The sequence below is a fragment of the Imhoffiella purpurea genome, from assembly GCF_000585215.1.
GTDB classification, from domain to species: domain Bacteria; phylum Pseudomonadota; class Gammaproteobacteria; order Chromatiales; family Chromatiaceae; genus Imhoffiella; species Imhoffiella purpurea.
This window is the reverse complement of sequence record NZ_AONC01000028.1, coordinates 106,485-125,684: the sequence shown is the minus strand read 5'-3', so window position 1 is coordinate 125,684 and position 19,200 is coordinate 106,485. Positions and strand designations below refer to the sequence as shown.

The window sequence follows — 19,200 nt, the reverse complement described above, 5'->3', positions numbered from 1 at the left end:
AGGTTATGCGCGAGCGTCGTCAGGGGCGACCGGCTCCCGTTCTGCCGCCACCTGCTGCGGCGTGAGAGCAGGGGGGAACCGAACGGATACAAAAAATCGGTGTCGCGATTGCCGACAAGGATCTTGATGTCGCCCGCCAACAGGGTTGGCAGGCTTGGTCGATGATCGATGCGTTGGAACAGTTTTGATCGATGAAAGGCGTTTTTCGCGGGAGATCGCCGATAATTTCGGCGTACACTACTTCACCGTCAGTCGAGCCGTGCGCCGGCTTGAAAACGGGATTGAATCGCCAGTGGACCTACCCACCAAGCCGAAGGGGGCTTGATTGATCGGGGGCAGCTAAATAGTGACCCCGACGTCGATTTTTGGGAGCGGAGGGCGTGCTCAGCCTTTGAGCCAGTCCTCACGCGAAATCCCTGCCTGTCGGAGGGTGCTGCGGGGGGAAAAGGGGACGGATTTATTTGCACGCAAGAACGTTTCTTTGAGATACCGAAGATATCGAAAGTAAATTCGCTTCCTTTCCCTCGGTCCACTTTTCCCGCGCACAGTAACGGTATGGTTCGTGGACAGTCGATTTCGCGACGCTCAGCCCATCTTTGGATGTCTTTGGCGGTGACTCTCATCCGTAGACCTCATCGTGGGTCCCGATATCGAGAAGGACGATCTCCCGTTCCGTGACCTTGAGCAACAGCGTCAACCGATAGCTGCAGGTCAGGCTGACCGCCTGCATCCCTTCCAGCTTGCCGGTGAGGGGATGCAGCTTCAGCCTGGGGTGGAAGGGATCTTGACTGAGATCGTCCAGGGTGTCTCGAAGCGTGGGACGGAGATCGGGGTGCTTACGCAGAAACTTGCGAGCCCGTCGCTCGAAGTGCTGGGTCGCAACGAGCGCGAAGCTCATGCTTCGTCTGCATCGAGCGCATGCATCAGTGAATCCGCATCCGAGTAACGGCGCGTTCGACCGGCCGCGAGGTCGGCCAGCGAGGCACGGAGACGTTCCCTCGCTGCTTCCTGCTGTGCCTCCTGCAGTTCGGCATAGGCGGCTTCGGTCAGCACGACATAGCTCGGGCGATTGTTCTTGATGATATGTACAGGGCCGTTGTGAAGCGCCTCGTCCACGGCTGCGATTCCACGGCGCTTGATCTCTTGGGCTGGAATGCTGTTCATGATCTTTCCTGATACTGAAATCGATACCAATTCGAGCGCTGCTAGAGGTGCGCGTCAAGGTCGCTATCGATTTCCTGCGTGTCGGCAAATTGAGCAAAATGCAGTCGTCGGAATCGCTAGCGTGGGCGACAGGAATCCGCGTATCGCCGTCACTCTCTGAGGTTATCGAGGGTTCGGGAGGACTCGACGCATCCGATCTTAGAGCAGGCCGCACGTGTCTTTCTGCAACGGGTCTGCGCTCGCTTCGGCGCCTTTTCCGCTGGCGGACGGTGACACGGAAGGGGCCTGCAATCGAGCTTCGATCTGCGCCGCGCGGAGTTGGAATCGCGCGCGGCGATCGAGCGCGAGGTGGTCCCTCGTGAGGCAGCTTGAGATCGTGCGCGAGCGCTCGCTTGGCCTCCGCGCGCCCCTCAGAGATTGAATCGCTGCACCAGCGTCTCCAGCGCCTTGGAGCGTTCGACCAGGGTGCGATTGATGCGTCCGCCTTGCTCCATCGCTTGGCTGCTCTGCTCCGCCAGTTGGTGGATCCGATTCATGCTGCGGCTGATCTCGGCGGCGACGGCGCTCTGTTCGTGCGCGGCGGTCGCGATCTGTTCGCCCATGTCGTTGACGCCTCCGACGCTCGCGCGGATGGCCTCCAGGGCCTTCCCGGCCTCCGCGGCCTGGCTCACGCATGCATGGGCCTGGGCGCGGCTCTCGTCGATGGCCTCCGAGACCTGGTGCGTGGCCTTCTGCAATCCGCTGACGATGGCCGCGATCTCGCGCGTCGACTCCTGGGTGCGGTTCGAGAGGTTGCGCACCTCGTCGGCCACGACCGCGAATCCACGACCGGCCTCGCCTGCGCGGGCGGCCTCGATCGCGGCGTTGAGCGCCAGCAGGTTGGTCTGTTCGGCGATTCCGGCGATGGTCTCGATCACCTGCCCGATGCTGGCGCTGCCTTCCTCCAGACGCTTGATGACGGGCTCCATGTCGCGCATCTGCGCGCTGAGGCGATCGATCGCCTCGGAGGTCTCGGTCACCTCTCGGATTCCTTCGGAGGTATGGGTTTCGGTCTCCTGAAGGAGGTTTCGGGTGGACTCCGCGTGCTGGGCCACCTCATGCGCGGACGCGGCCATCTCGGTGCTTGCCGAGGCGATCTGGTCGGTTTCCTGCTGCTGCGAGCGCGCCATGTCGACGGTCTGCTCGCTCGCGCTTAGGAGCTGAACCGCCGAGTCGTCGAGCTCGTTCGCGGTGAGCCTGACCTCCTGGATGATGCCGTGCAGGGTCTCGGTGTGGTGGTTCAGCGCCTTGAACAAGGTACCGATCTCGTCGTCGCGCTCGATCTCGATGCGGAGCCTGAGATCGGTCTCCATGTGTCCGAGACGGGTCACTGCCCGCTTGATCGGACGCGCGACGTAGCGATTCACCGTCCAGCCGATCACCACGGAGAGTCCGAGCATCAACAGGATCAGGGTGGCGATCAGCACCCAGGCGATCTGGGCCGCGGCGGCGGTGCGTTCCTCGACGAATTCCAGGGGCTCGCCAATCAGATGGGTCCCGATCCGCTTGCCCTCGGCATCGACCACGGGCGCCGAAACCACCAGCCAGCCGGATGTGACAAAGGTCGCGCTCTGATCCAGGAGCGCGAGATCGATTCCACGCACGAATGCGAGCGCCTTGTCGTTGAACCATTTGTCGTTGGCGAGGATGTAGTCGCCGATCCGCGTGTTCTTCGCGAGCGAGGGATTCCCGGTCCGGAGGCGGGCGTCGAGCAGCATTACGTAGTTGAGTCCGTCTGCCTGGAAATTGCGGCTGACGCTGCCGACCCCCTGGATGACCTCGAGGCTGCCCAGATAGCGATCGCCGTCGAACACCGGCGCGAAGCCATGGATGTTGACGCCCAGCGGGCTGAGGTCGAGCAGCGCGAACGGCTGCTTTTCCTCCAGCATGCGGCGCATCGTGGGGCGCCCACGCAGGTCGTCGCCGAAGGAATCGGGTGCCCAGCTGCGTAGCAGCGAATGCCCGTCGGCGGTGTGCAGATGGAAGCGCAGATTGTGGTATTTGGTCGATTCGCGATACAAGCGGGTGATGCGTCGAAGTTCTTCGATACCTTGTTCGCGCGATGTCTGGCCGAAGAGTTCGATGATCTTCGGGCTTTGGGCCAGGGCGACCGAACTGGCGATGCCGACGTCCTGCTTGGCCAAGAGTCGTTCCTCGAGGGTCAGCCGCAGCGCTTGAGCGCAGTCGGCGATGATGTCCTCGGTCAGTCGCGACTTCACCCATTGCAGGGAGAAAAAGCCGAGCAGGATGAAGAAGCCGCCTGACAGTGTGACGATCAGCATCAGGCGTCGTTTGAGGGATAGCGCGCGGAGCATCTGGATTTCCTTCTACTGCTAGGGAGATGCCGATCGGATGCCATCCGGGCACTCGATCGGCTCGCGAGTCGAAAACAGGGTTTCCGACTTGCTCCATGTTCAAGCGCTGAGGCGCCTGAAAACGCCGGGCCATCCTTGGCCTGGACGGGAAACGCGATCGATCGGCGCTTCCCTCGTCTGCTGCCGGCGAGGATTTGCGCCGATGATCGAGTCGGCTGGGGGAGACGAGATCGTGAGGGTGGACAGTCCGCTGGACTCGGTTGGTGCCAGTGCGAACTGCCTGGTTTGTCGAGCACGCTGGCGGTCTTGCCGGACCCAGCCGCGTTGGTGCGCGGTGTGCGGGTGGCGCTTGGCGGGTGTAGGCCAGAAGCCCAAGGCGTCATCAGCGGCAGCCAGTTTCGGTCCCTGGTTGTGAAAGAACGCTCAGCGTCGACTCGGACATGGCGTATCGACCTCTGTTGACTGTGATCTTGGCTGTGATCAGTCCGCAGGATACGCAACCTCGCCCGAACGGTGCCGCACACCAGAAATCGCCGATAAATCGTAGGTGATTGTACTCCAGTGGAGCACCTGATAGCGGGCCAGGCTGATTGCGTTTCGTCGCCTTGCACGGCAAGGCCGACACACAATCGACCGCTCTGGCGGGCGACGCGGTTCTATGGACGCGGGACAAGCGTCTGGCGGTGATCGCGGCGGAGATCGGGCTGGGATGGCAACCGCCGGCCCCGACCGCTCGACCTGCTGTTCGAGGCCGGTGAACCCCTCTATCATGTCCGCTTTGCGACCCCTTGCAGGCAACAGATTGAATCCCTTCGTACCCTTCGCGCCTTTGCGGTTCAAAGGCTCCTCCAATCGATGACCGAAATCCACGACGCCCCCTTGCCCCTGCGCCCCCGCTGGCAGCCCTTGCGCCTGGGCCTGGTCGACCTCTTCTACTACGACGACGAGGAGATCTGGCTCAGGGACGGCAACCTGCTGCTGCGCGGCAACAACGGGACCGGCAAGTCCAAGATCCTGGCGGTGACGTTGCCCTTCCTGCTGGATGGCCAGCTGATCCCCTCGCGCGTCGAGCCGGACGGCGATCCCGGCAAGCGCATGGAGTGGAACCTGCTGCTGGGCGGCCAGTATCAGGAGCGTCTGGGCTATGTCTGGATGGAGTTCGGACGGGATCGCGAGGGCACGCCCGAGTTCTGCACCCTGGGCTGCGGCATGCGCGCCGTCGCCGGGCGCGGTGCGCCGGAGCGCTGGTTCTTCATCACGCCCCAGCGCGTGCGCCGCGACCTGAGGCTGGTGGACGGCAACGGCCGCGCCCTGTCCAGGGACCGTCTGCTCGAGGCGCTGGGCGATCGGGGCGAGCTGCACACCAGCTCCGCCCAGTACCGCGCCCGGGTCGACGAGCGGCTCTTCCGGCTCGGTCCGCAGCGCTTCGAGGCCCTGCTCAATCTGCTGATCCAGCTGCGCCAGCCCCAGCTCTCCAAGCGTCCGGACGAGAAGGCCCTGTCCTCGGCCCTGACCGAGGCGCTGCCGCCCCTGGACCAGGCCGTGCTCAACGACGTGGCGGATGCCTTCCGCAACCTCGAGGAGGAGCGCAACACCCTGGACGGGCTCAACGAGGCCCGCGCCTCGGTGGGCGAGTTCCTCCAGCATTATCGCGGCTACTGTGTCGTGGCGGCCCGGCGCCGGGCGCAGGCGGTGCGTCAGGCGCAGAGCGTCTGGGAACGGATCGGCGGCGAGCTGCGCGAGACCGCCCAGTCCCTGACCGAGGCCGAGGCGGCCAGGCGCCACGAAGAAACGCGCCAGGAATTCCTCGACCGCAAGCTCGGGCAGGGCCGGACCCAGCTGCAGACATTGCGCGACAGCCCCGAGATGCGCGACGCCAACCGGCTCGAGGAGGCCGCGTCCCGTGCCGCCGAGCGTCGCCGATTCTGTCAGACCCTGCAGGACAAGCTTGAGCGCCTGGTCGCCGACGCCAATCGCCAGGAGGCGCGTCTGGCCGAGGACCGGCAGTCCTGCGCCCAGGAGAGCGAGAAGCGGGTGCGCGAGCTGGACGTCTGGCTCGAGCCAGCGCGCATCGCCGGCATCGCCCGTGCCCATGAGGCCGCGCTCGACCCACTGGGACTGCCCGACGGCGGTCCGGATCCGCGCTCCGGCTCGGATCCCGCCATCGGCAGGGCCGCCGAGGCCGTCCAGTCCGAGGTGCGGCGCCGCAAGGAGGCCATCGCCCGGCTCCGTGGTCTCATCCGGGCGCTGGAGGAGGCCGAGCGACAGGAGACCCGCGACCGTGAGCGTCGCGAGCGGGCCGTCGAGGCCATGGAGCGTCTGGATCAGGATCGCGCCCAGGCGGCCGAGGCCGTCGAGCAAGAGGGCGCGGCGCTGGTCTCCGCCCTGCGTCACGCCCTGGAGACCCATCGCGAGCTGCGGCTGGACGATCCGGAGTCCCTGCTCGCCGAGCTCGGGGACTGGTGCGCGTCCCTGTCCGGCGACAATCCGGCGGGGCGCGCCCTGCTGCGAAGCTACGACGCCGCGCGGGACGCCCTGCGTAGCGCCAGGGAGGCGGCCGTGCGTGCCCGCACCGAGGCCCGGGCCGCCGTCGCCGCGCTCGAATAGGAGCGGGGCCGGATCGAGCAGGGCGAGCTGGCCGAGCCGCCGATTCCCTACACCCGGGACTCGGAGGCGCGCCGGGATCGGGAGGGCGCCCCGCTGTGGCAGCTGGTCGATTTCGCCGACGGGCTGACGGCCGGCGAGCGGGCGGGGCTTGAGGCCGCCCTGGAGTCCAGCGGTTTGCTGGACGCCTGGGTCATGCCCGACGGAACCCTTTGGGACGGCACGACCTGGGACCGGCTGCTCGGGCCGATCGCGCTCGCACCCCGGAGTCTGAGCGCAGTCCTCGCGATCGCCATCGATCCCAGCGATGCCGCCGCAAGCCGGGTCGCGCCGGAGACGGTGGCCGGCATCCTGGCCGGCATCGGTTGGGGCGAGCAGGGGCATCCGGCCTGGGTCGACGGGGCAGGACGCTGGTGTCTTGGTCCCGCATCGGGTACCTGGGGCAAGCCTGAACCGACCTATATCGGTCATGCGGCGCGCGAGGCGGCCCGGCGGCGACGCCTGCAGGAGATCGCCGAGACTTTGGAAGAGCTGCAGGGGCGGATCCAGTCGCTGGACGAGGCGATCGAGCGCCTGGCCGAGCGGCTGGCGGTCCTGGAGCGCGAATGGCATGGCCTTCCGAGCGATCAGGGGGTGCGGTCGGCCCATCAGCGTCACGACGACCTGCGCGAGCGTCTGGCCAAAAGCCGGGAGGAGGTCGAGCATCTGAGCGGCATCCTGGAGCGGAGCCGGGCCGCCACCGAGCGCTGCCGGGAGGCCCGGGACACGACCGCGCTCGACCTGGACCTGCCCGCGGATTCGGCGGGTCTCGACGGGATCGGCGAGGCCCTGATCCAGTACGAGCATCTGGCGGCGGGCTTCTGGCCCAGCCTGCGTCACCATTGGGACCGGCTGCAGCGGCTCCGCGAGTTGGTCGAGCAGGTCGCCGACCTGGCCGAGCGCCGCGCCGAGCAGGAGGACGAGCTGGATCGGGCCAAGCGCGAGCAGCGCGAGGCCGAGGAGATCTGGCACACATTACGCGAGACCCTTGGGGACAGCGTCGAGCAGCTGCAGCGGCGCATCCGCGAGACCGAGGAGCACATCCAGGACCTCGAGCGACAGCATAAAGACAATCGCAATCGGCACGCCGAGGCCATCTCGGAGGCCAGCCGTCTCGTCGAGCGTCACACCGCGCTCACCGCCAGTCTCCAGGAGCGCGACCGGGAGCGCCGCGAGGCCATCGATGTCCTGGCCGGATTCACACGGGTCGGTCTGCTGCGCATCGCCACCCCGGAGCTGGAGGCCCTGGAGCGCGACACCCCCTGGCCGGTGGATCCGGCGGTGCGTCTGGCCCGGCAGATGGAGCAGAGTCTGAGCGCGGTGGACCACGACGACATCGCCTGGCGCCGCCAGCAGCAGGGGCTCTACGACCGTTTCCAGCCCCTGCAGCAGACCCTCTCGCGCTACAACCACTCGGCCCATATCGAGCAGGACGGCGAGCTGCTGCTGGTGCGGGTCATCTTCCAGTCCCGGCCCTGCGGACCGGACGCGCTGGCCGAGAACCTGGACGCCGAGGTCGCCGAGCGCAAGGCCCTGCTCGACGCCAAGGAGCGCGAGCTGCTCGAGGCCCATCTGATGAGCGACGTGGCGACCCATCTGCAGCAGCTCATCGGCGACGGCGAGCGCATGGTGGAGCGCATCAACCAGGAGCTGGAGCACCGTCCCACCAGCACCGGCATGAAGCTGCGCCTGGCCTGGGTGCCCCTGGACGAGGAATCCGGCGCGGCGCCGGCCGGTCTCGCCGAGGCCCGCAAGCGCCTGCTGCGCCAGACCGTCGCCGCCTGGTCCGGAGAGGACCGCAGCGCGGTGGGTGAGTTCCTGCAGCGGCGCATCGACGAGGTCCGTCAGTCCGACGACGGCGGCACCCTGATCCAGCATCTGGCCCATGCACTGGACTACCGCCGCTGGCATCGCTTCACCGTCGAGCGCTGGCAGGGCGGGCGCTGGCGCCCCGCCTACGGACCCGCCTCCGGCGGCGAGCGCGCCCTGGTGGTCACCCTGCCGCTGTTCGCCGCCGCCTCCAGCCACTACGGCAGCGCCGCCCCCGAGGCGCCGCGCCTGGTCATGCTCGACGAGGCCTTCGCCGGTATCGACGACGACTCGCGCGCCAAGTGTCTGGGGCTCATGGCCCAGTTCGACCTGGACTTCATGCTCACCAGCGAGCGCGAATGGGGCTGCTATGCCGAGGTGCCTGGTCTGGCCATCGCCCAGCTGGTGCGCCACGAGGGCATCGACGCCGTCTATCTCTCGCGCTGGACCTGGGACGGATCCCAGCGCCGTCCCGAGGAGCCGCCGCCGATGGAGGCCCCGGTCGCCGAGGAGACAGCACTCGCAGAAGGCGACGAGCATGACCCGCAGCAAAGCCTGTTCTGACCCTTCCGGGGTCGATCTGCCGCAGCTCCGCTCCCTGCTGGATCGCCCGGAGCTCTCACGCATCCTGCGGGCCGTCCGGACCGGGCTGGAACGCGGCGGGGCTGAGCGGGTCTCGATTCCCGATCCGACCGAGCAGGAGCGCCGGGCGCTGGACGAGCTGCTGGGGCGCAGGCCCAGCACGGGCGCGCGTCTCGTACTGTCCTTGGGACAGCTGGAAGACACCCTGAGACGCGCCGATCTGGCCCAGGATCTGCGCTCGGCCGTCGAAGCCCTTGGCGGACCGCTGCGCAATCCGAGTCGGGAGCGTGAGGAGCGAGAGCGGGGCTGGCGGCGGGTCTTCGACAGCCAGGGCGTGGAAGCGGAGCGGTTGGGGGCGAGTGCATGGCTTGCGGCACTGGAGCGCGAGGGCCTGTTGAAGCGGCTCGCGGGTCAGGATCCTGTTCTGGCGGAGAGGCTCCTGAGTCAAGCCCTGGGCGTGCTCCAATGTCTCCCGCAGCGGGGCAAGACCTTGAGTGCTTTGGCGGCCGAGTGTCTCGGCGACGCCCATGGCCTCGACGAGGGTCGGCCCGTGGCCACCCTGGTCAGACGCGCCCTGAATGCCGACGATCAGTCGGAGTCCAGCGACGCGCTCTGGGCGTCCGCCGGCGTCCTGGTCGGTGGCGGTATCACCAGCAGCGTCCTGGCCCTGAATCTGCGCGTCGAGACCGGTGGCGCGACCGCGTCCATCGTCGATGCCGCCGCCGGCAGCGGCGAGCCCATCTATCTCACCCTGAGACAGCTGCTGAGAGACCCGCCGGTCTGGGCGCCGTGCGCGACGCCCATCTCCATCTGCGAGAACCCGGCCGTCGTCGCCGAGGCCGCGAATGCACTGGGTCCGGGTTGCGCGCCCTTGATCTGCACCCGGGGACAGCCCAGCGCGGCGGTCGTCACGCTGCTGAACCAGCTCGCCGCAGCCGGGATCCGGCTCAGATACCACGGCGATTTCGACTGGCCCGGCATCCGCATCGCCAACGGCATCATCGGCCGTCATGGCGCGATCCCCTGGCGCATGGGCGCGGCGGATTATCTGGAGGCTGCGGATTCGGGCAAATCCCTGACCGAGGATGCGGTCGCCGCCGACTGGGATCCGGAGCTCGGCCGGGCGATGCAGGAGCGCGGACAGGTCATCGAGGAGGAGCGGGTGATCCGGGATCTCCTGGTCGATTTGGATTCCGGGGCTGGCGGTGGGAGCCGCCATGGCCGATAGGAGCAGGAAGCCTTTGATGGGAGGGGCTGTGGCGACTCGGTGAGATCACCTGAGGGCCGTTGACGGGAAGGGATGCCCTCGAGCCGATCTGGTCTTGTCCGCTCGGTTCGGTTTGCCGTCTTGGCTCGTAAGTACGCTCAATCACCGTAATGGGTGCGGGTACGCAGTACCACGACCAGGAGGGCGTCGTCCTGGATGGAATACAGGATGCGATCCTGGTAGGTCAGGCGAATCGAATAATACCCCTTGAGTGGACCGATCAGCGGCTTCCCCGAATAGAGGTCGACTGCCAGGCGGTTACGCACGATATCCTTCAGTTTGTCGCGCAGCTTCGGGGTCAGCTTCTCGATGTCCTTCTCGGCCTGTTGGGTGAAGCTAACCCGATACCTCATTGCGGCTCTCCGAAGATGTCCTCGAAAGAGCGCGTCTCGCCGTTTTCCGCCTCCATCCGGGCCTTTTCGAAGGGTTCCCTGAAGCCTGGAGATGAAAGCAGTTCCAGGGTCTCGATCAGACTTTCGTATTCGGCCTCCGACATGAGCACTGCGTCGCCCTGTCGATGCCGGATATGGTAGATCTCATGGCGCTCATTGGTCCCGCGCAGGAGCTCGAAAAGGCTCTTGCGGGCATCGCTTGCGGTCAGTGTGGTCATGGCTAGGCGACCCGGGCTTTGTAGTAGCGGGCGTTGTCGCAAATCACCCATTATTCAAGAAGTTCCCTTCGTTCCTGGAACATGGATGGATCGCGCACGGTCGCACCTTGTTGTGCGATAGCGTTTTGACTATATTGATATCATTGCCATCAAATTTCAGGAGGCGCCATCATATGCCCGCCGTCACCATTCGCAACCTCTCCGACGAGACCCATCGCGCCATCAAGGTGCGCGCGGCCCATCATGGCCGCAGCGCCGAGGCGGAAATGCGCGACATTCTGGACTCGGCGGTGCGTCCCGCCGAGCGTTTGCGCCTCGGCTCCGCCCTGTCGGCCTTGAGCCGCAAGGCCGGGCTGACCAATGCCGATTTCGAGGCGCTGGAACAGGCCCGCGACAAGACGCCCGCCACGCCGATGAGCTTTGAATGATCGTTCTGGATACGAATGTCGTCTCCGAGGCGATGAAGCCGGAGCCGGACCCCGCCATGCGCGACTGGCTGGACGAGCAGGCGGCTGAAACTCTCTACATCTCCAGCGTGACCGTTGCGGAACTCCTGTTCGGCATCGGCGTGCTGCCGGATGGACGGCGCAAGCAGAAGCTTGCCACCACGCTCGACGGGATGCTCCCGCTGTTCGAGGGCAGAATTCTTGCGTTCGATACCGATGCCGCCCGCCATTATGCCGATCTTGCCGTTGCGGCCCGCAAGGCAGGCAAGGGTTTTCCCGCGCCCGACGGCTATATCGCCGCTATCGCAACCGCTCACGGTTTCGCCGTTGCGACACGCGATGCCAGCGCCTTCGACGCGGCAGGCGTTCCGGTCATCGACCCCTGGACGGCCGAACACTGAACATCCGGACGAGGCCCGACTCCCAAAAGAGCATCCTCCTTATGCTCAAGGTCATCGCGCAGGACTTCATCAAGCCGGAAGCCGTCGAGATCGCCCCGTCGCTTTACCGCGAACTGGTCGAGAAAAGCCGATAGGAAGACTTTTGCATCGCTTATGACCTGTTCATCGACCGGAAAGACCCCTTCTTCGCCTGCGGCGCCTACCTCTGACAGCATGGCCAGTCGGCTTGGGCGCCGTCAAGGCCGGGAGATTCATGAAACATCCGGGCTAGAGCGGGTGATCCGATGCAACGGCTGATGCTGCAGATGATGGGAGCCTTCGCCGAGTTCGAGCGGTCGATGATCCGAGAGCGCCAGCGAGAAGGGATCGCGGAAGCGAAGCGCCAGGGCAAGCAGATCGGGAGAGCAAGGAAGCTGGACGATGATCAGATTGCAGCGGTCAGGGAACGCATCGCCAAGGGTGAGAACAAGAAGGCGATAGCTGCCGACCTGGGGATCTCAAGGCAGACGCTGTACAGCGCCTTGGGTGCTGCCTAGCCGTCGCGCAAGCGAAGGACTCCGGTGGAGTAGGGTGCTGTTGGGTTGCGTTGGGGTAAAACGTGGGGGTAACGACTTCCAGCTATCCTTCTATGTGGCTGATTTGGAAGGAAAAGCTGGAGCGTTGGGGTAATGGCGGAGAGGGTGGGATTCGAACCCACGGTACGCTCGCGCGTACACCTGATTTCGAGTCAGGCCCGTTCGGCCACTCCGGCACCTCTCCGGGCGCTGCAGGCATGGATGGATCTGCAGCGAGCGGGGAATTCTAAACGCCTCCAGGCTCTATGTCCATGCCGAAATGGTCGTTTGGGACGATCCCGGGTCTTTTGATGGGGTATCCGCTATCCCTTGCGGATCGCTGGGTTTAGACTTCTCCACCTTACGATACAGTCAAACGCCGGTTCGGCAGCAGTCAAGGGAGAGGATCATGATTTGGATCGCGCTTGGTGTGGTTCTGCTGTTGGCGATCATGGTGATCGTCATCTACAACCGCTTGGTCGCGGGGCGCAATGCCTACAAGAACGCCTTCGCCCAGATCGATGTGCAGCTGACGCGGCGTTACGATCTGATCCCGAATCTGGTGAAGGTGGCCGAGCGTTACATGAAGCACGAGCGCGAGACCCTGGAGGCGGTGATCCAGGCGCGCAATCAGGCGGTCGGGAATCTTCAGCAGGCGGCGGCGGATCCGAGCGATGCCGAGGCGATGCGGCGTCTGGCCCAGTCGGAGCAAGGGCTGTCGGGGGCGCTGGGCCGCCTGTTCGCCCTGTCCGAGTCCTATCCGGACCTCAAGGCCAACCAGAACATGATGCAGCTTTCGGAGGAATTGGTGAGCACCGAGAATCGGGTGGCCTTCGCGCGTCAGGCGTTCAACGACGCGGTCATGTCCTACAACAACATGCGCGAGATGTTCCCCGGCAACCTGATCGCCGGCAGTTTCAACTTCCAGCCCGCTCAGCTTCTGGACATCGAGGAGCCGGCCAAGCGTCAGGCGGTCGAGATCTCGTTCGACTGATCGGCGGCCATGAACTTCTTCGAGCATCAGGCGCGGGCGCGTCGCCGCACCTTCGGGCTGGTCGGGCTCTTCGCCCTGGCGCTGATCTGTATCGTGGTCCTGGTCGATCTGGTGGTGCTGGCCTCCTTCGGCTCCTATCACGAGCTGGCGGACCCCGGGCGCTACATGGACTATCTGGATCAGGGCATCCCGGGTCTGTTCGACCGATATGTCCGCCCGAACCTCCAAATGCTGCTCTGGGTGTCCCTGGCGACCGGGGGCGGGATCGCGCTGGCGAGCCAGATCCGCGTCCTGAGCCTGCGAGGTGGCGGCGGGACCGTGGCGCGCGGTCTCGGCGGGACCCTGGTTCCGCCCGATACCACCGACCCGCTGCGGCGGCGTCTGCGCAACGTGGTGGAGGAGATGGCGATCGCCTCGGGCGTGCCCGTGCCCGAGGTCTATGTGCTGGATCACGAGCCGGGGATCAACGCCTTCGCGGCCGGCTATACCCCGGCGGACGCGGCCATCGCCGTGACCCAGGGCACGCTGGAGACGCTGAATCGCGCCGAGCTGCAGGGCGTCGTCGCGCACGAGTTCGGCCATATTCTCAACGGCGACATGCGGCTGAACATCCGTCTCATGGGCGTGCTGTTCGGGATCTTGATGCTGGCGTTGCTGGGGCGCTTCCTGCTGAACAGTGGCAGCTACGCCGCGCGTCGCGAGGGGCGCGGAGTGGTTTCCATCGGTTTGGCCCTGGTGGCGGTCGGCTATGTGGGGCTTTTCTTCGGGCGGCTGATCAAGGCTTCGGTCTCGCGCCAGCGCGAGTTCCTGGCGGACGCCTCGGCGGTTCAGTTCACTCGGCACCCTGAGGGGATCGCGGGCGCGCTGAAGAAGATCGGTGCGGCCGGGGCTGGATCCGTGCTGCAGGCGGATGCCGAGGAGGTCGCGCACATGCTGTTCGCGCAAGGTTTCTCCAGCCGTCTGCTGGCGACCCATCCGCTGCTCGAAGACCGCATCCGCGCCATCGAGCCTGGATTCGATCCGGCCGAGTTCGTCGAGATCGCCCGAACGCTGCGGCGCCAATCGCCGGCCTCGGTCCCTGGCGAATCCGTCGAGTCGCCCAGCGATGACGCACGGATCGCCCCGCTTGCCGCAAGGGCCGCCGCGGTGGATCCCGATGCCTTGGTTCGGGGGATCGGCCGTCCCGGGGCCGGCCAGATCCTGGCGGCCGGTCTGATCGCCGCCGCCATTCCCAGGATGCTGGAGCGCGCGGCCCATTCGGCCGAGTGGGCGGCCGGCGTGCTCTGTTATCTGCTGATGGGATCGGATCCGGAGGTGCGCGAGCGCAGGCTGCTCATGGTGGCCGAGACGCTGGGGCAGGAATCCGAACGCCAGGTGGATATGTTGCTCAGAGAGGTGCCGGATCTGGCGCCGGAGCTGCGCATTCCATTGCTGGACATGGCCTTCCCGGTCCTGCGCCGGCGGCCGGTGGCCGAGCTCGAGCGTCTGCTGGGTCTGGTCGATCGGCTGATCCTGGCGGATGGCCGGGTCGAGGTCTTCGAATATGTCCTGGCGAAGCTGCTGGCCAGGCAGATCCGGGATCTGCTGTCTCCCGCGTCGGCATCCGTCGCCGGATCCGGACGTCTGGCGGGCGCGACTCCCGAGGTCGTCCTGCTGCTCGGGGTGCTGGCCCGCCATGGTCACGAAGGGGGCGAGGGCGCACGCGTGGCGCTGGATGCGGGATTGAAACGTCTGGGTGCGAAACTCCAGGCGCCCGAAGGCATCAAAGGAATCTGGTTCGAGTCTGACTGGCTCGATCAGGAATGGTCCGTGCGGCTGGATGCCGCGCTGGCAAGACTCGATCGGCTGCGCCTGGAGGACAAGCGGTGTCTCCTGGAGGCGATGGCTGCGGTCGTGCTGGCGGATGGCCGGTTGGTTCCGGCCGAAATGGAACTGCTGCGGGCCATGTGCGCGGCCCTGCGGATGCCCCTGCCGGTTCTGGAGCCGGAGCAGAATCGCTCCTGATCCGGGGGTTTTCGGGGCTCCGTGGGTATAGGGGTCGCTGCTGCGATCCCGTTCGAGATATCGAAACCCCTGACACATCAATCATTGAATGGAGATTGTCGATGAAACCAATGCTAGCCAGCTCAGTCCTCGGTCTTGCCGCCGTCGTTCTCGCCAGCACAGCCGTCGCCGCAGATCTCAAGCCCGAGGAGCAGATCCAGCTTCGTCAGGCTGGTTACAGCTTCATGGGCTGGAACATGGGCAAGATCAAGGCGAATCTCCAGGGCGAGTACAATGCCGACCAGGTGTCGGCCGCCGCCAACACCATCGCCGCGATCGCCAATTCCGGCATGGGCGCGCTCTATGGTCCCGGCACCGATAAGGACGTCGGCGACGTCAAGACCCGGGTGAAGCCCGAGATGTTCGAGAACATGGAAGACGTGGGCAAGCTGGCGCACGATTTCGTCGCTGCCGCCGACAACCTCGCCGAGGTCGCTCAGGGTGGCGACCCGGCCGAGGTCAAGGCCGCGTTCGGCGACCTGGGTGCCGCCTGCAAGGCCTGCCACAAGAAGTATCGCGCCGACTGAGCCGGTCGTTCCTGACGGTTCGTGCCGAAAGGCCGCCCATTGGGCGGCCTTTCGGTTTTCGGGCTCTCTGAAGCGGGTGGCGGGCGTCCGCTCACCAGTTCGGGATGGCGCTCGCCGGTGGGGGTGGCGGAGGCGGAGGAATGAGTCCGCCGTCGGCGACCCAGACCGCTCCGGCCGCGATGGCGACGGAGAGGATGAAGGCGATCGGGCCGCCCCCGGTGGCCGAACGGGCATTCGGATCCGAGACCGATTTGTATCCGCTCAGCATGGGGATGACGAGATTGTCTCGCTTCACCAGCGTGTAGAAGAGGATGGCGCAGATGTGCAGACACACGAGTCCGCCGATGAGCCAGATCGCCTGACGATGCAGGCCGCTGAGCCAGATGCCGGTGTTGCCGTTGACCATGTCGTTCAATGGGCCCTCGAAGGCGATGTCGTCCGTGGCGAAGAGTCCGCTCAGGGATTGGAACAGCAGCAGTCCGATCAGGGCGAGCACGGATAGTGCGCCCAGCGGATTGTGCCCCAGTCCGTGCCAGCGTCCGCGCAGATAGTCGAGAATCGCCCCCGGACCGCGCACGAAGGTGGCGAAGCGGACATAGGTCGATCCGACCAGGCCCCAGGCGAGACGGAAGACGATCAGCCCGAGGATGGCGAGTCCGATCCATCCGTGCCAGACGATCAGGTTGCCGCCCGTCAGCCCGGTCACGAAGGCGAGCGCGACCAGGACGAAGAGCGCCCAGTGGGTGATGCGGGTGGGAAGGTCCCAGAGTTTGATACGGTTGCTTTGCATCTGTCGGGGTTTCGGTCTTTGATAAGTCGTATGACGAGTGTCGCTCAACCTTGGGTGCGAGGCCAAGACACCCATCTCCATTTCAGCCGCGATGAGGAGGCACGATGAAGCGCGCAGTAGTCTTATTGAGTGGCGGGCTCGATTCGGCGACGGCCCTGGCGATCGCCAAGTCCGAGGGATACGCGCCCTATGCGCTCTCCTTCCGCTATGGACAGCGGCATGCGGTCGAGCTGCGCTCGGCGGCGCGGATCGCCGAGTCGATGGGAGTCGCCGAGCATGTCATCGCCGACATCGATCTGCGGCGGTTCGGCGGGTCCGCCCTCACGGACGATCTCGAGGTGCCCAAGGGGCGCGAGACGGACGCGATGGCGAGCGGGATTCCGGTGACCTATGTGCCGGCCCGAAATACCGTATTTCTGTCGTTCGCCCTGGCCTGGGCCGAGGTGCTGAAGGCGAGCGATCTCTTCATCGGGGTCAATGCCCTCGACTATTCCGGCTATCCGGACTGTCGCCCCGAATATATCGATGCCTTCGAGCGCATGGCCAATCTGGCGACCGCCGCGGGTGTGGAGGGACGTCAGCATTTTCATGTGCACGCGCCGCTGATCGAGCTGTCCAAGGCCGACATCATCCGCCGCGGTTTGCGGCTGGGGGTCGATTATGGCCTGACCAGCAGCTGCTACGATCCGGGCGAGGACGGCCGGCCCTGCGGTGCCTGCGATTCCTGCTCGCTCAGGGCCAAGGGCTTCGCCGAGGCCCGTTTGCGCGATCCGCTCCTCGCCCGTTTCGACATTTCCATTTCCGAGAAGGATTCATGACCGAACAGCTTTTCCATGTCGCCGCCGCCCCCTTCGAGTCGGCCCGTCGCGTCGCCATCCTGCCCGAGGGGCATCGTGCCAGGCGGCTCCACGGTCACAGCTTTCTCGCCAAGGTGCGCGCTCGGCTTCCTCAGGACTGGGGCGGCTTCCGGGGGGCGGAGTCCGGTGCGCTCTTGGAGTCGCTCGCGGGTGCCGTCGAGGCGCTCGACTATCGCGATCTGAACGAGCTGCTGCCGGTTCCGACCGACGAGAACCTCGCCCGATGGCTGCGTGATCGGCTGGATGTGCCCGGGGTGGCCTCGATCGGCGTCCAGAGCACCAGCGAGCAGGGGGCCGATCTGGATGATGGGGAGGATCGGGTGCATGTCTGGCGCCGCTTCCGCTTCGAGGCCGCGCATCGGTTGCCCAACGTGCCCGAGGGGCATCAGTGCGGGAGGATGCACGGTCACGGCTTCGAGGTCATCCTGCATGCCGATCAGAGCCTGGCGGGCGCGGACATGGGCATCGACTTCGATCGGCTCGCGGCGCTCTGGGCACCCTTGCAGGCCGAGCTGCATCATGCCTGTCTCAACGAGATCCCCGGGTTGGAGAATCCGACCAGCGAGATGCTCTCGCGCTGGATCTGGGAGCGCTTGACGCCGCGCTTGCCGGCGCTGTCCTGGGTGACCGTCTACGAGACCGCGACCGCCGGCTGCCACTATGACGGCGAGCACTACCGGATCTGGAAGGAGCAGCGGTTCGAGTCCGCGCTTCGGCTGGAGCTGGCGCCCGAGGGCGACTCGCGGCGCCGGCTCCATGGTCACAGTTATCTGCTGCGGCTGCATCTCACCGCGCCGCTGGACGCCGTGCTGGGCTGGACGGTGGACTACGGCGACGTCAAGCGCCTCTTCGATCCCGTCTATCGCCGGCTCGACCATCATCGCTTGGACGGGCTGCATGGCCTCTCGGCGGCCGATCCGGGGAGTCTGGCGTTGTGGATCCGCGAGGCGGCGCTCGGCGGGCTGCCCCAGCTGGATCGGATCGATCTGCACGAGACCCCGGGCTGTGGGGCCTCGCTCTGCTGGGGCGAGCTGGGCCCGGCGCTGCCGTCATGAGCTACAGCGTCAAGGAGATCTTCTACACCCTGCAGGGCGAGGGTGCCCAGGCCGGGCGTCCGGCCGTCTTCTGCCGTTTCGCCGGCTGCAATCTCTGGAGCGGACGCGAGCAGGATCGGGCGACCGCCGTCTGCCGATTCTGCGACACCGATTTTCGTGGAACCGACGGTGAGGGCGGCGGACGTTTCGAGGATGCGGACGCATTGGCCGATGCCGTGCGCTCGCTCTGGCCCGATGGGGCGGTCGCACCCTATGTCGTCTGTACGGGGGGCGAGCCACTGCTGCAGCTCGATCGCGAGCTGATCGACGCCTTGCACGCGCGCGGGTGCGAGATCGCCGTCGAAACCAATGGGACCATATCGGCGCCGCCGGGCATCGACTGGATCTGCGTGAGTCCAAAGGCGAATTCGGAGCTGCGCATCACGGCCGGAAACGAACTCAAGCTCGTCTATCCTCAGCCGGAGGCGATGCCGGAGCGTTTCGCTGGGCTTGCATTCGAGCATCGTTTCCTCCAGCCCATGGACGGTCCTGCCATGACTGAGAATACGGCGACCGCGATCGCCTACTGCAAGGCCCATCCAGGGTGGCGGTTGAGCGTCCAGATGCATAAGCTGGTCGGAATTCCATAGAATTTCAAATTGTTACGGCGTTCTGACGGAATCCGCTCGGCCGCCACGCCGTCGTTCACCCAGCTTTCCGGCGAAATTCTCGTGTAAATTCGTGTTGACAATATCCAGTGTAAAGCTAAGATGACACGCAAGATCGCACGGCAGTTCTCCCGGTCCAGCTGTTCGAGGTCGGGTTGGGCAATGTTTCAGCGGTCAGCGTTACGGCGCCAACCATACGCACATGATTGAGGCGGCGTCAGAGTTACCCGTACGGAGGCCAGCTCTCAGTGGCTGACAAGAAAACCCCTGCCGCCCCCAAGGGTGGTGTTACCAGCAAACCCCGCATGGAGACCGAGCAAATGAGTCTTTCCGGTTTGACCGATCAGCAGGCTAAAGAATTCCACGAGCAGTTCAAGGTTACCTACACCGCATTCGTCGGTCTGGCTGCCCTGGCGCACCTGTTCGTCATCGCTGCCAATCCTTGGTTCTAATTCGA

General features: G+C 65.7%; 17 protein-coding genes, 1 tRNA gene and 1 pseudogene. 12 read left to right on the top strand and 7 right to left on the bottom strand.

Annotated elements, in window-relative coordinates; all coding sequences use genetic code 11:
- Positions 1–619: 619 nt before the first annotated feature.
- The 3 genes from D779_RS10035 to D779_RS10025 form a co-directional block, all read right to left on the bottom strand.
- Positions 620–898, bottom strand: coding sequence for a type II toxin-antitoxin system RelE/ParE family toxin (locus D779_RS10035; RefSeq protein ID WP_043753257.1), 279 nt, complete (start codon positions 896–898; stop codon positions 620–622).
- Positions 895–1,164 (bottom strand): type II toxin-antitoxin system Phd/YefM family antitoxin, encoded by a 270-nt coding sequence (locus D779_RS10030; protein ID WP_043753255.1) that lies wholly within the window; start codon positions 1,162–1,164, stop codon positions 895–897. Before D779_RS10030 ends, D779_RS10035 begins: the two co-directional genes overlap by 4 nt.
- Positions 1,165–1,574: 410 nt before the next feature.
- The gene (locus D779_RS10025; RefSeq protein WP_043753253.1) at positions 1,575–3,518 is read right to left on the bottom strand and encodes a methyl-accepting chemotaxis protein; all 1,944 of its coding nucleotides are present in this window, start codon (positions 3,516–3,518) and stop codon (positions 1,575–1,577) included.
- An 855-nt stretch (positions 3,519–4,373) separates the two neighbouring features.
- Between D779_RS10025 and D779_RS10020 the strand changes: the two are divergent.
- Together D779_RS10020 and D779_RS10015 are read left to right on the top strand one after the other, a co-directional pair.
- Positions 4,374–8,534 (top strand): annotated as a pseudogene (locus tag D779_RS10020) (TIGR02680 family protein).
- A complete protein-coding gene (locus D779_RS10015) occupies positions 8,509–9,780 on the top strand; it encodes a TIGR02679 family protein (protein ID WP_052348021.1) in 1,272 nt (423 codons plus the stop codon). The pseudogene D779_RS10020 and the gene D779_RS10015 overlap by 26 nt, the downstream one beginning before the upstream one ends.
- Before the next feature lie 137 nt (positions 9,781–9,917).
- Here D779_RS10015 and D779_RS10010 read toward each other — a convergent pair whose 3' ends face one another.
- Both D779_RS10010 and D779_RS10005 read right to left on the bottom strand, forming a co-directional pair.
- Positions 9,918–10,172: a type II toxin-antitoxin system RelE family toxin gene (locus tag D779_RS10010; RefSeq protein WP_043753251.1), complete on the bottom strand. Its 255-nt coding sequence runs from the start codon at positions 10,170–10,172 to the stop codon at positions 9,918–9,920.
- The gene (locus D779_RS10005; protein ID WP_043753250.1) at positions 10,169–10,429 is read right to left on the bottom strand and encodes a type II toxin-antitoxin system Phd/YefM family antitoxin; all 261 of its coding nucleotides are present in this window, start codon (positions 10,427–10,429) and stop codon (positions 10,169–10,171) included. Before D779_RS10005 ends, D779_RS10010 begins: the two co-directional genes overlap by 4 nt.
- Before the next feature lie 173 nt (positions 10,430–10,602).
- Between D779_RS10005 and D779_RS10000 the strand changes: the two genes are divergently transcribed.
- The 3 genes from D779_RS10000 to D779_RS09985 all read left to right on the top strand — a co-directional run bounded on the left by D779_RS10000 (position 10,603) and on the right by D779_RS09985 (position 11,812).
- On the top strand, positions 10,603–10,857 hold the full coding sequence (locus D779_RS10000; RefSeq protein WP_043753248.1) for a FitA-like ribbon-helix-helix domain-containing protein: 255 nt from the start codon (positions 10,603–10,605) through the stop codon (positions 10,855–10,857).
- Positions 10,854–11,276: a type II toxin-antitoxin system VapC family toxin gene (locus D779_RS09995; RefSeq protein ID WP_043753246.1), complete on the top strand. Its 423-nt coding sequence runs from the start codon at positions 10,854–10,856 to the stop codon at positions 11,274–11,276. The genes D779_RS10000 and D779_RS09995 overlap by 4 nt, the downstream gene beginning before the upstream one ends.
- A 284-nt stretch (positions 11,277–11,560) precedes the next feature.
- On the top strand, positions 11,561–11,812 hold the full coding sequence (locus D779_RS09985) for a recombinase family protein (protein WP_052348020.1): 252 nt from the start codon (positions 11,561–11,563) through the stop codon (positions 11,810–11,812).
- A gap of 133 nt (positions 11,813–11,945) precedes the next feature.
- Here D779_RS09985 and D779_RS09980 read toward each other — a convergent pair.
- A tRNA-Ser gene (locus tag D779_RS09980) sits at positions 11,946–12,035 on the bottom strand.
- A 204-nt stretch (positions 12,036–12,239) separates the two neighbouring features.
- Between D779_RS09980 and D779_RS09975 the strand changes: the two genes are divergently transcribed.
- The 3 genes from D779_RS09975 to D779_RS09965 all read left to right on the top strand — a co-directional run bounded on the left by D779_RS09975 (position 12,240) and on the right by D779_RS09965 (position 15,394).
- Complete coding sequence (locus D779_RS09975) at positions 12,240–12,824, top strand: LemA family protein (RefSeq protein ID WP_043753244.1); 585 nt, start codon at positions 12,240–12,242, stop codon at positions 12,822–12,824.
- A gap of 9 nt (positions 12,825–12,833) precedes the next feature.
- The gene (locus D779_RS09970; RefSeq protein ID WP_043753242.1) at positions 12,834–14,828 is read left to right on the top strand and encodes a M48 family metallopeptidase; all 1,995 of its coding nucleotides are present in this window, start codon (positions 12,834–12,836) and stop codon (positions 14,826–14,828) included.
- Between the two features lie 101 nt (positions 14,829–14,929).
- Positions 14,930–15,394 carry a c-type cytochrome gene (locus tag D779_RS09965; protein ID WP_198295699.1) on the top strand — a complete coding sequence of 155 codons (465 nt, stop codon included), beginning with the start codon at positions 14,930–14,932 and terminating at the stop codon, positions 15,392–15,394.
- Between the two features lie 91 nt (positions 15,395–15,485).
- Here the strand turns inward: D779_RS09965 and D779_RS09960 are convergent, their stop codons facing one another.
- Positions 15,486–16,184, bottom strand: a complete 699-nt coding sequence (locus D779_RS09960) for a cytochrome b/b6 domain-containing protein (protein ID WP_043753237.1) — start codon at positions 16,182–16,184, stop codon at positions 15,486–15,488.
- Between the two features lie 104 nt (positions 16,185–16,288).
- On the opposite strand from D779_RS09960, the gene queC reads away from it, so the two are divergent.
- The 4 genes from queC (at position 16,289) to pufB (ending at position 19,195) form a co-directional block, all read left to right on the top strand.
- On the top strand, positions 16,289–17,002 hold the full coding sequence (queC, locus tag D779_RS09955; protein WP_043753236.1) for a 7-cyano-7-deazaguanine synthase QueC: 714 nt from the start codon (positions 16,289–16,291) through the stop codon (positions 17,000–17,002).
- Positions 16,999–18,096 carry a 6-carboxytetrahydropterin synthase gene (locus D779_RS09950; protein ID WP_043753235.1) on the top strand — a complete coding sequence of 366 codons (1,098 nt, stop codon included), beginning with the start codon at positions 16,999–17,001 and terminating at the stop codon, positions 18,094–18,096. Before queC ends, D779_RS09950 begins: the two co-directional genes overlap by 4 nt.
- Positions 18,093–18,725 carry a 7-carboxy-7-deazaguanine synthase gene (gene queE, locus D779_RS09945; protein ID WP_043753231.1) on the top strand — a complete coding sequence of 211 codons (633 nt, stop codon included), beginning with the start codon at positions 18,093–18,095 and terminating at the stop codon, positions 18,723–18,725. Before D779_RS09950 ends, queE begins: the two co-directional genes overlap by 4 nt.
- Before the next feature lie 323 nt (positions 18,726–19,048).
- The gene (pufB, locus tag D779_RS09940) at positions 19,049–19,195 is read left to right on the top strand and encodes a light-harvesting antenna LH1, beta subunit (RefSeq protein WP_043753229.1); all 147 of its coding nucleotides are present in this window, start codon (positions 19,049–19,051) and stop codon (positions 19,193–19,195) included.
- Positions 19,196–19,200: the final 5 nt, after the last annotated feature.

Bases quoted from the DNA above. Each gene is read 5' to 3' on its own strand.
- D779_RS10000 (WP_043753248.1), top strand. From the start codon at position 10,603: ATGCCCGCCGTCACCATTCGCAACCTCTCCGACGAGACCCATCGCGCC.
- pufB (WP_043753229.1), top strand. From the start codon at position 19,049: ATGGAGACCGAGCAAATGAGTCTTTCCGGTTTGACCGATCAGCAGGCT.
- D779_RS09995 (WP_043753246.1), top strand. From the start codon at position 10,854: ATGATCGTTCTGGATACGAATGTCGTCTCCGAGGCGATGAAGCCGGAG.
- D779_RS10030 (WP_043753255.1), bottom strand. From the start codon at position 1,164: ATGAACAGCATTCCAGCCCAAGAGATCAAGCGCCGTGGAATCGCAGCC.
- D779_RS09970 (WP_043753242.1), top strand. From the start codon at position 12,834: ATGAACTTCTTCGAGCATCAGGCGCGGGCGCGTCGCCGCACCTTCGGG.
- D779_RS09960 (WP_043753237.1), bottom strand. From the start codon at position 16,184: ATGCAAAGCAACCGTATCAAACTCTGGGACCTTCCCACCCGCATCACC.
- D779_RS09975 (WP_043753244.1), top strand. From the start codon at position 12,240: ATGATTTGGATCGCGCTTGGTGTGGTTCTGCTGTTGGCGATCATGGTG.
- D779_RS09985 (WP_052348020.1), top strand. From the start codon at position 11,561: ATGCAACGGCTGATGCTGCAGATGATGGGAGCCTTCGCCGAGTTCGAG.
- D779_RS09965 (WP_198295699.1), top strand. From the start codon at position 14,930: ATGAAACCAATGCTAGCCAGCTCAGTCCTCGGTCTTGCCGCCGTCGTT.
- D779_RS10025 (WP_043753253.1), bottom strand. From the start codon at position 3,518: ATGCTCCGCGCGCTATCCCTCAAACGACGCCTGATGCTGATCGTCACA.
- D779_RS10010 (WP_043753251.1), bottom strand. From the start codon at position 10,172: ATGAGGTATCGGGTTAGCTTCACCCAACAGGCCGAGAAGGACATCGAG.
- queC (WP_043753236.1), top strand. From the start codon at position 16,289: ATGAAGCGCGCAGTAGTCTTATTGAGTGGCGGGCTCGATTCGGCGACG.
- D779_RS10005 (WP_043753250.1), bottom strand. From the start codon at position 10,429: ATGACCACACTGACCGCAAGCGATGCCCGCAAGAGCCTTTTCGAGCTC.
- D779_RS10015 (WP_052348021.1), top strand. From the start codon at position 8,509: ATGACCCGCAGCAAAGCCTGTTCTGACCCTTCCGGGGTCGATCTGCCG.
- D779_RS09950 (WP_043753235.1), top strand. From the start codon at position 16,999: ATGACCGAACAGCTTTTCCATGTCGCCGCCGCCCCCTTCGAGTCGGCC.
- D779_RS10035 (WP_043753257.1), bottom strand. From the start codon at position 898: ATGAGCTTCGCGCTCGTTGCGACCCAGCACTTCGAGCGACGGGCTCGC.
- queE (WP_043753231.1), top strand. From the start codon at position 18,093: ATGAGCTACAGCGTCAAGGAGATCTTCTACACCCTGCAGGGCGAGGGT.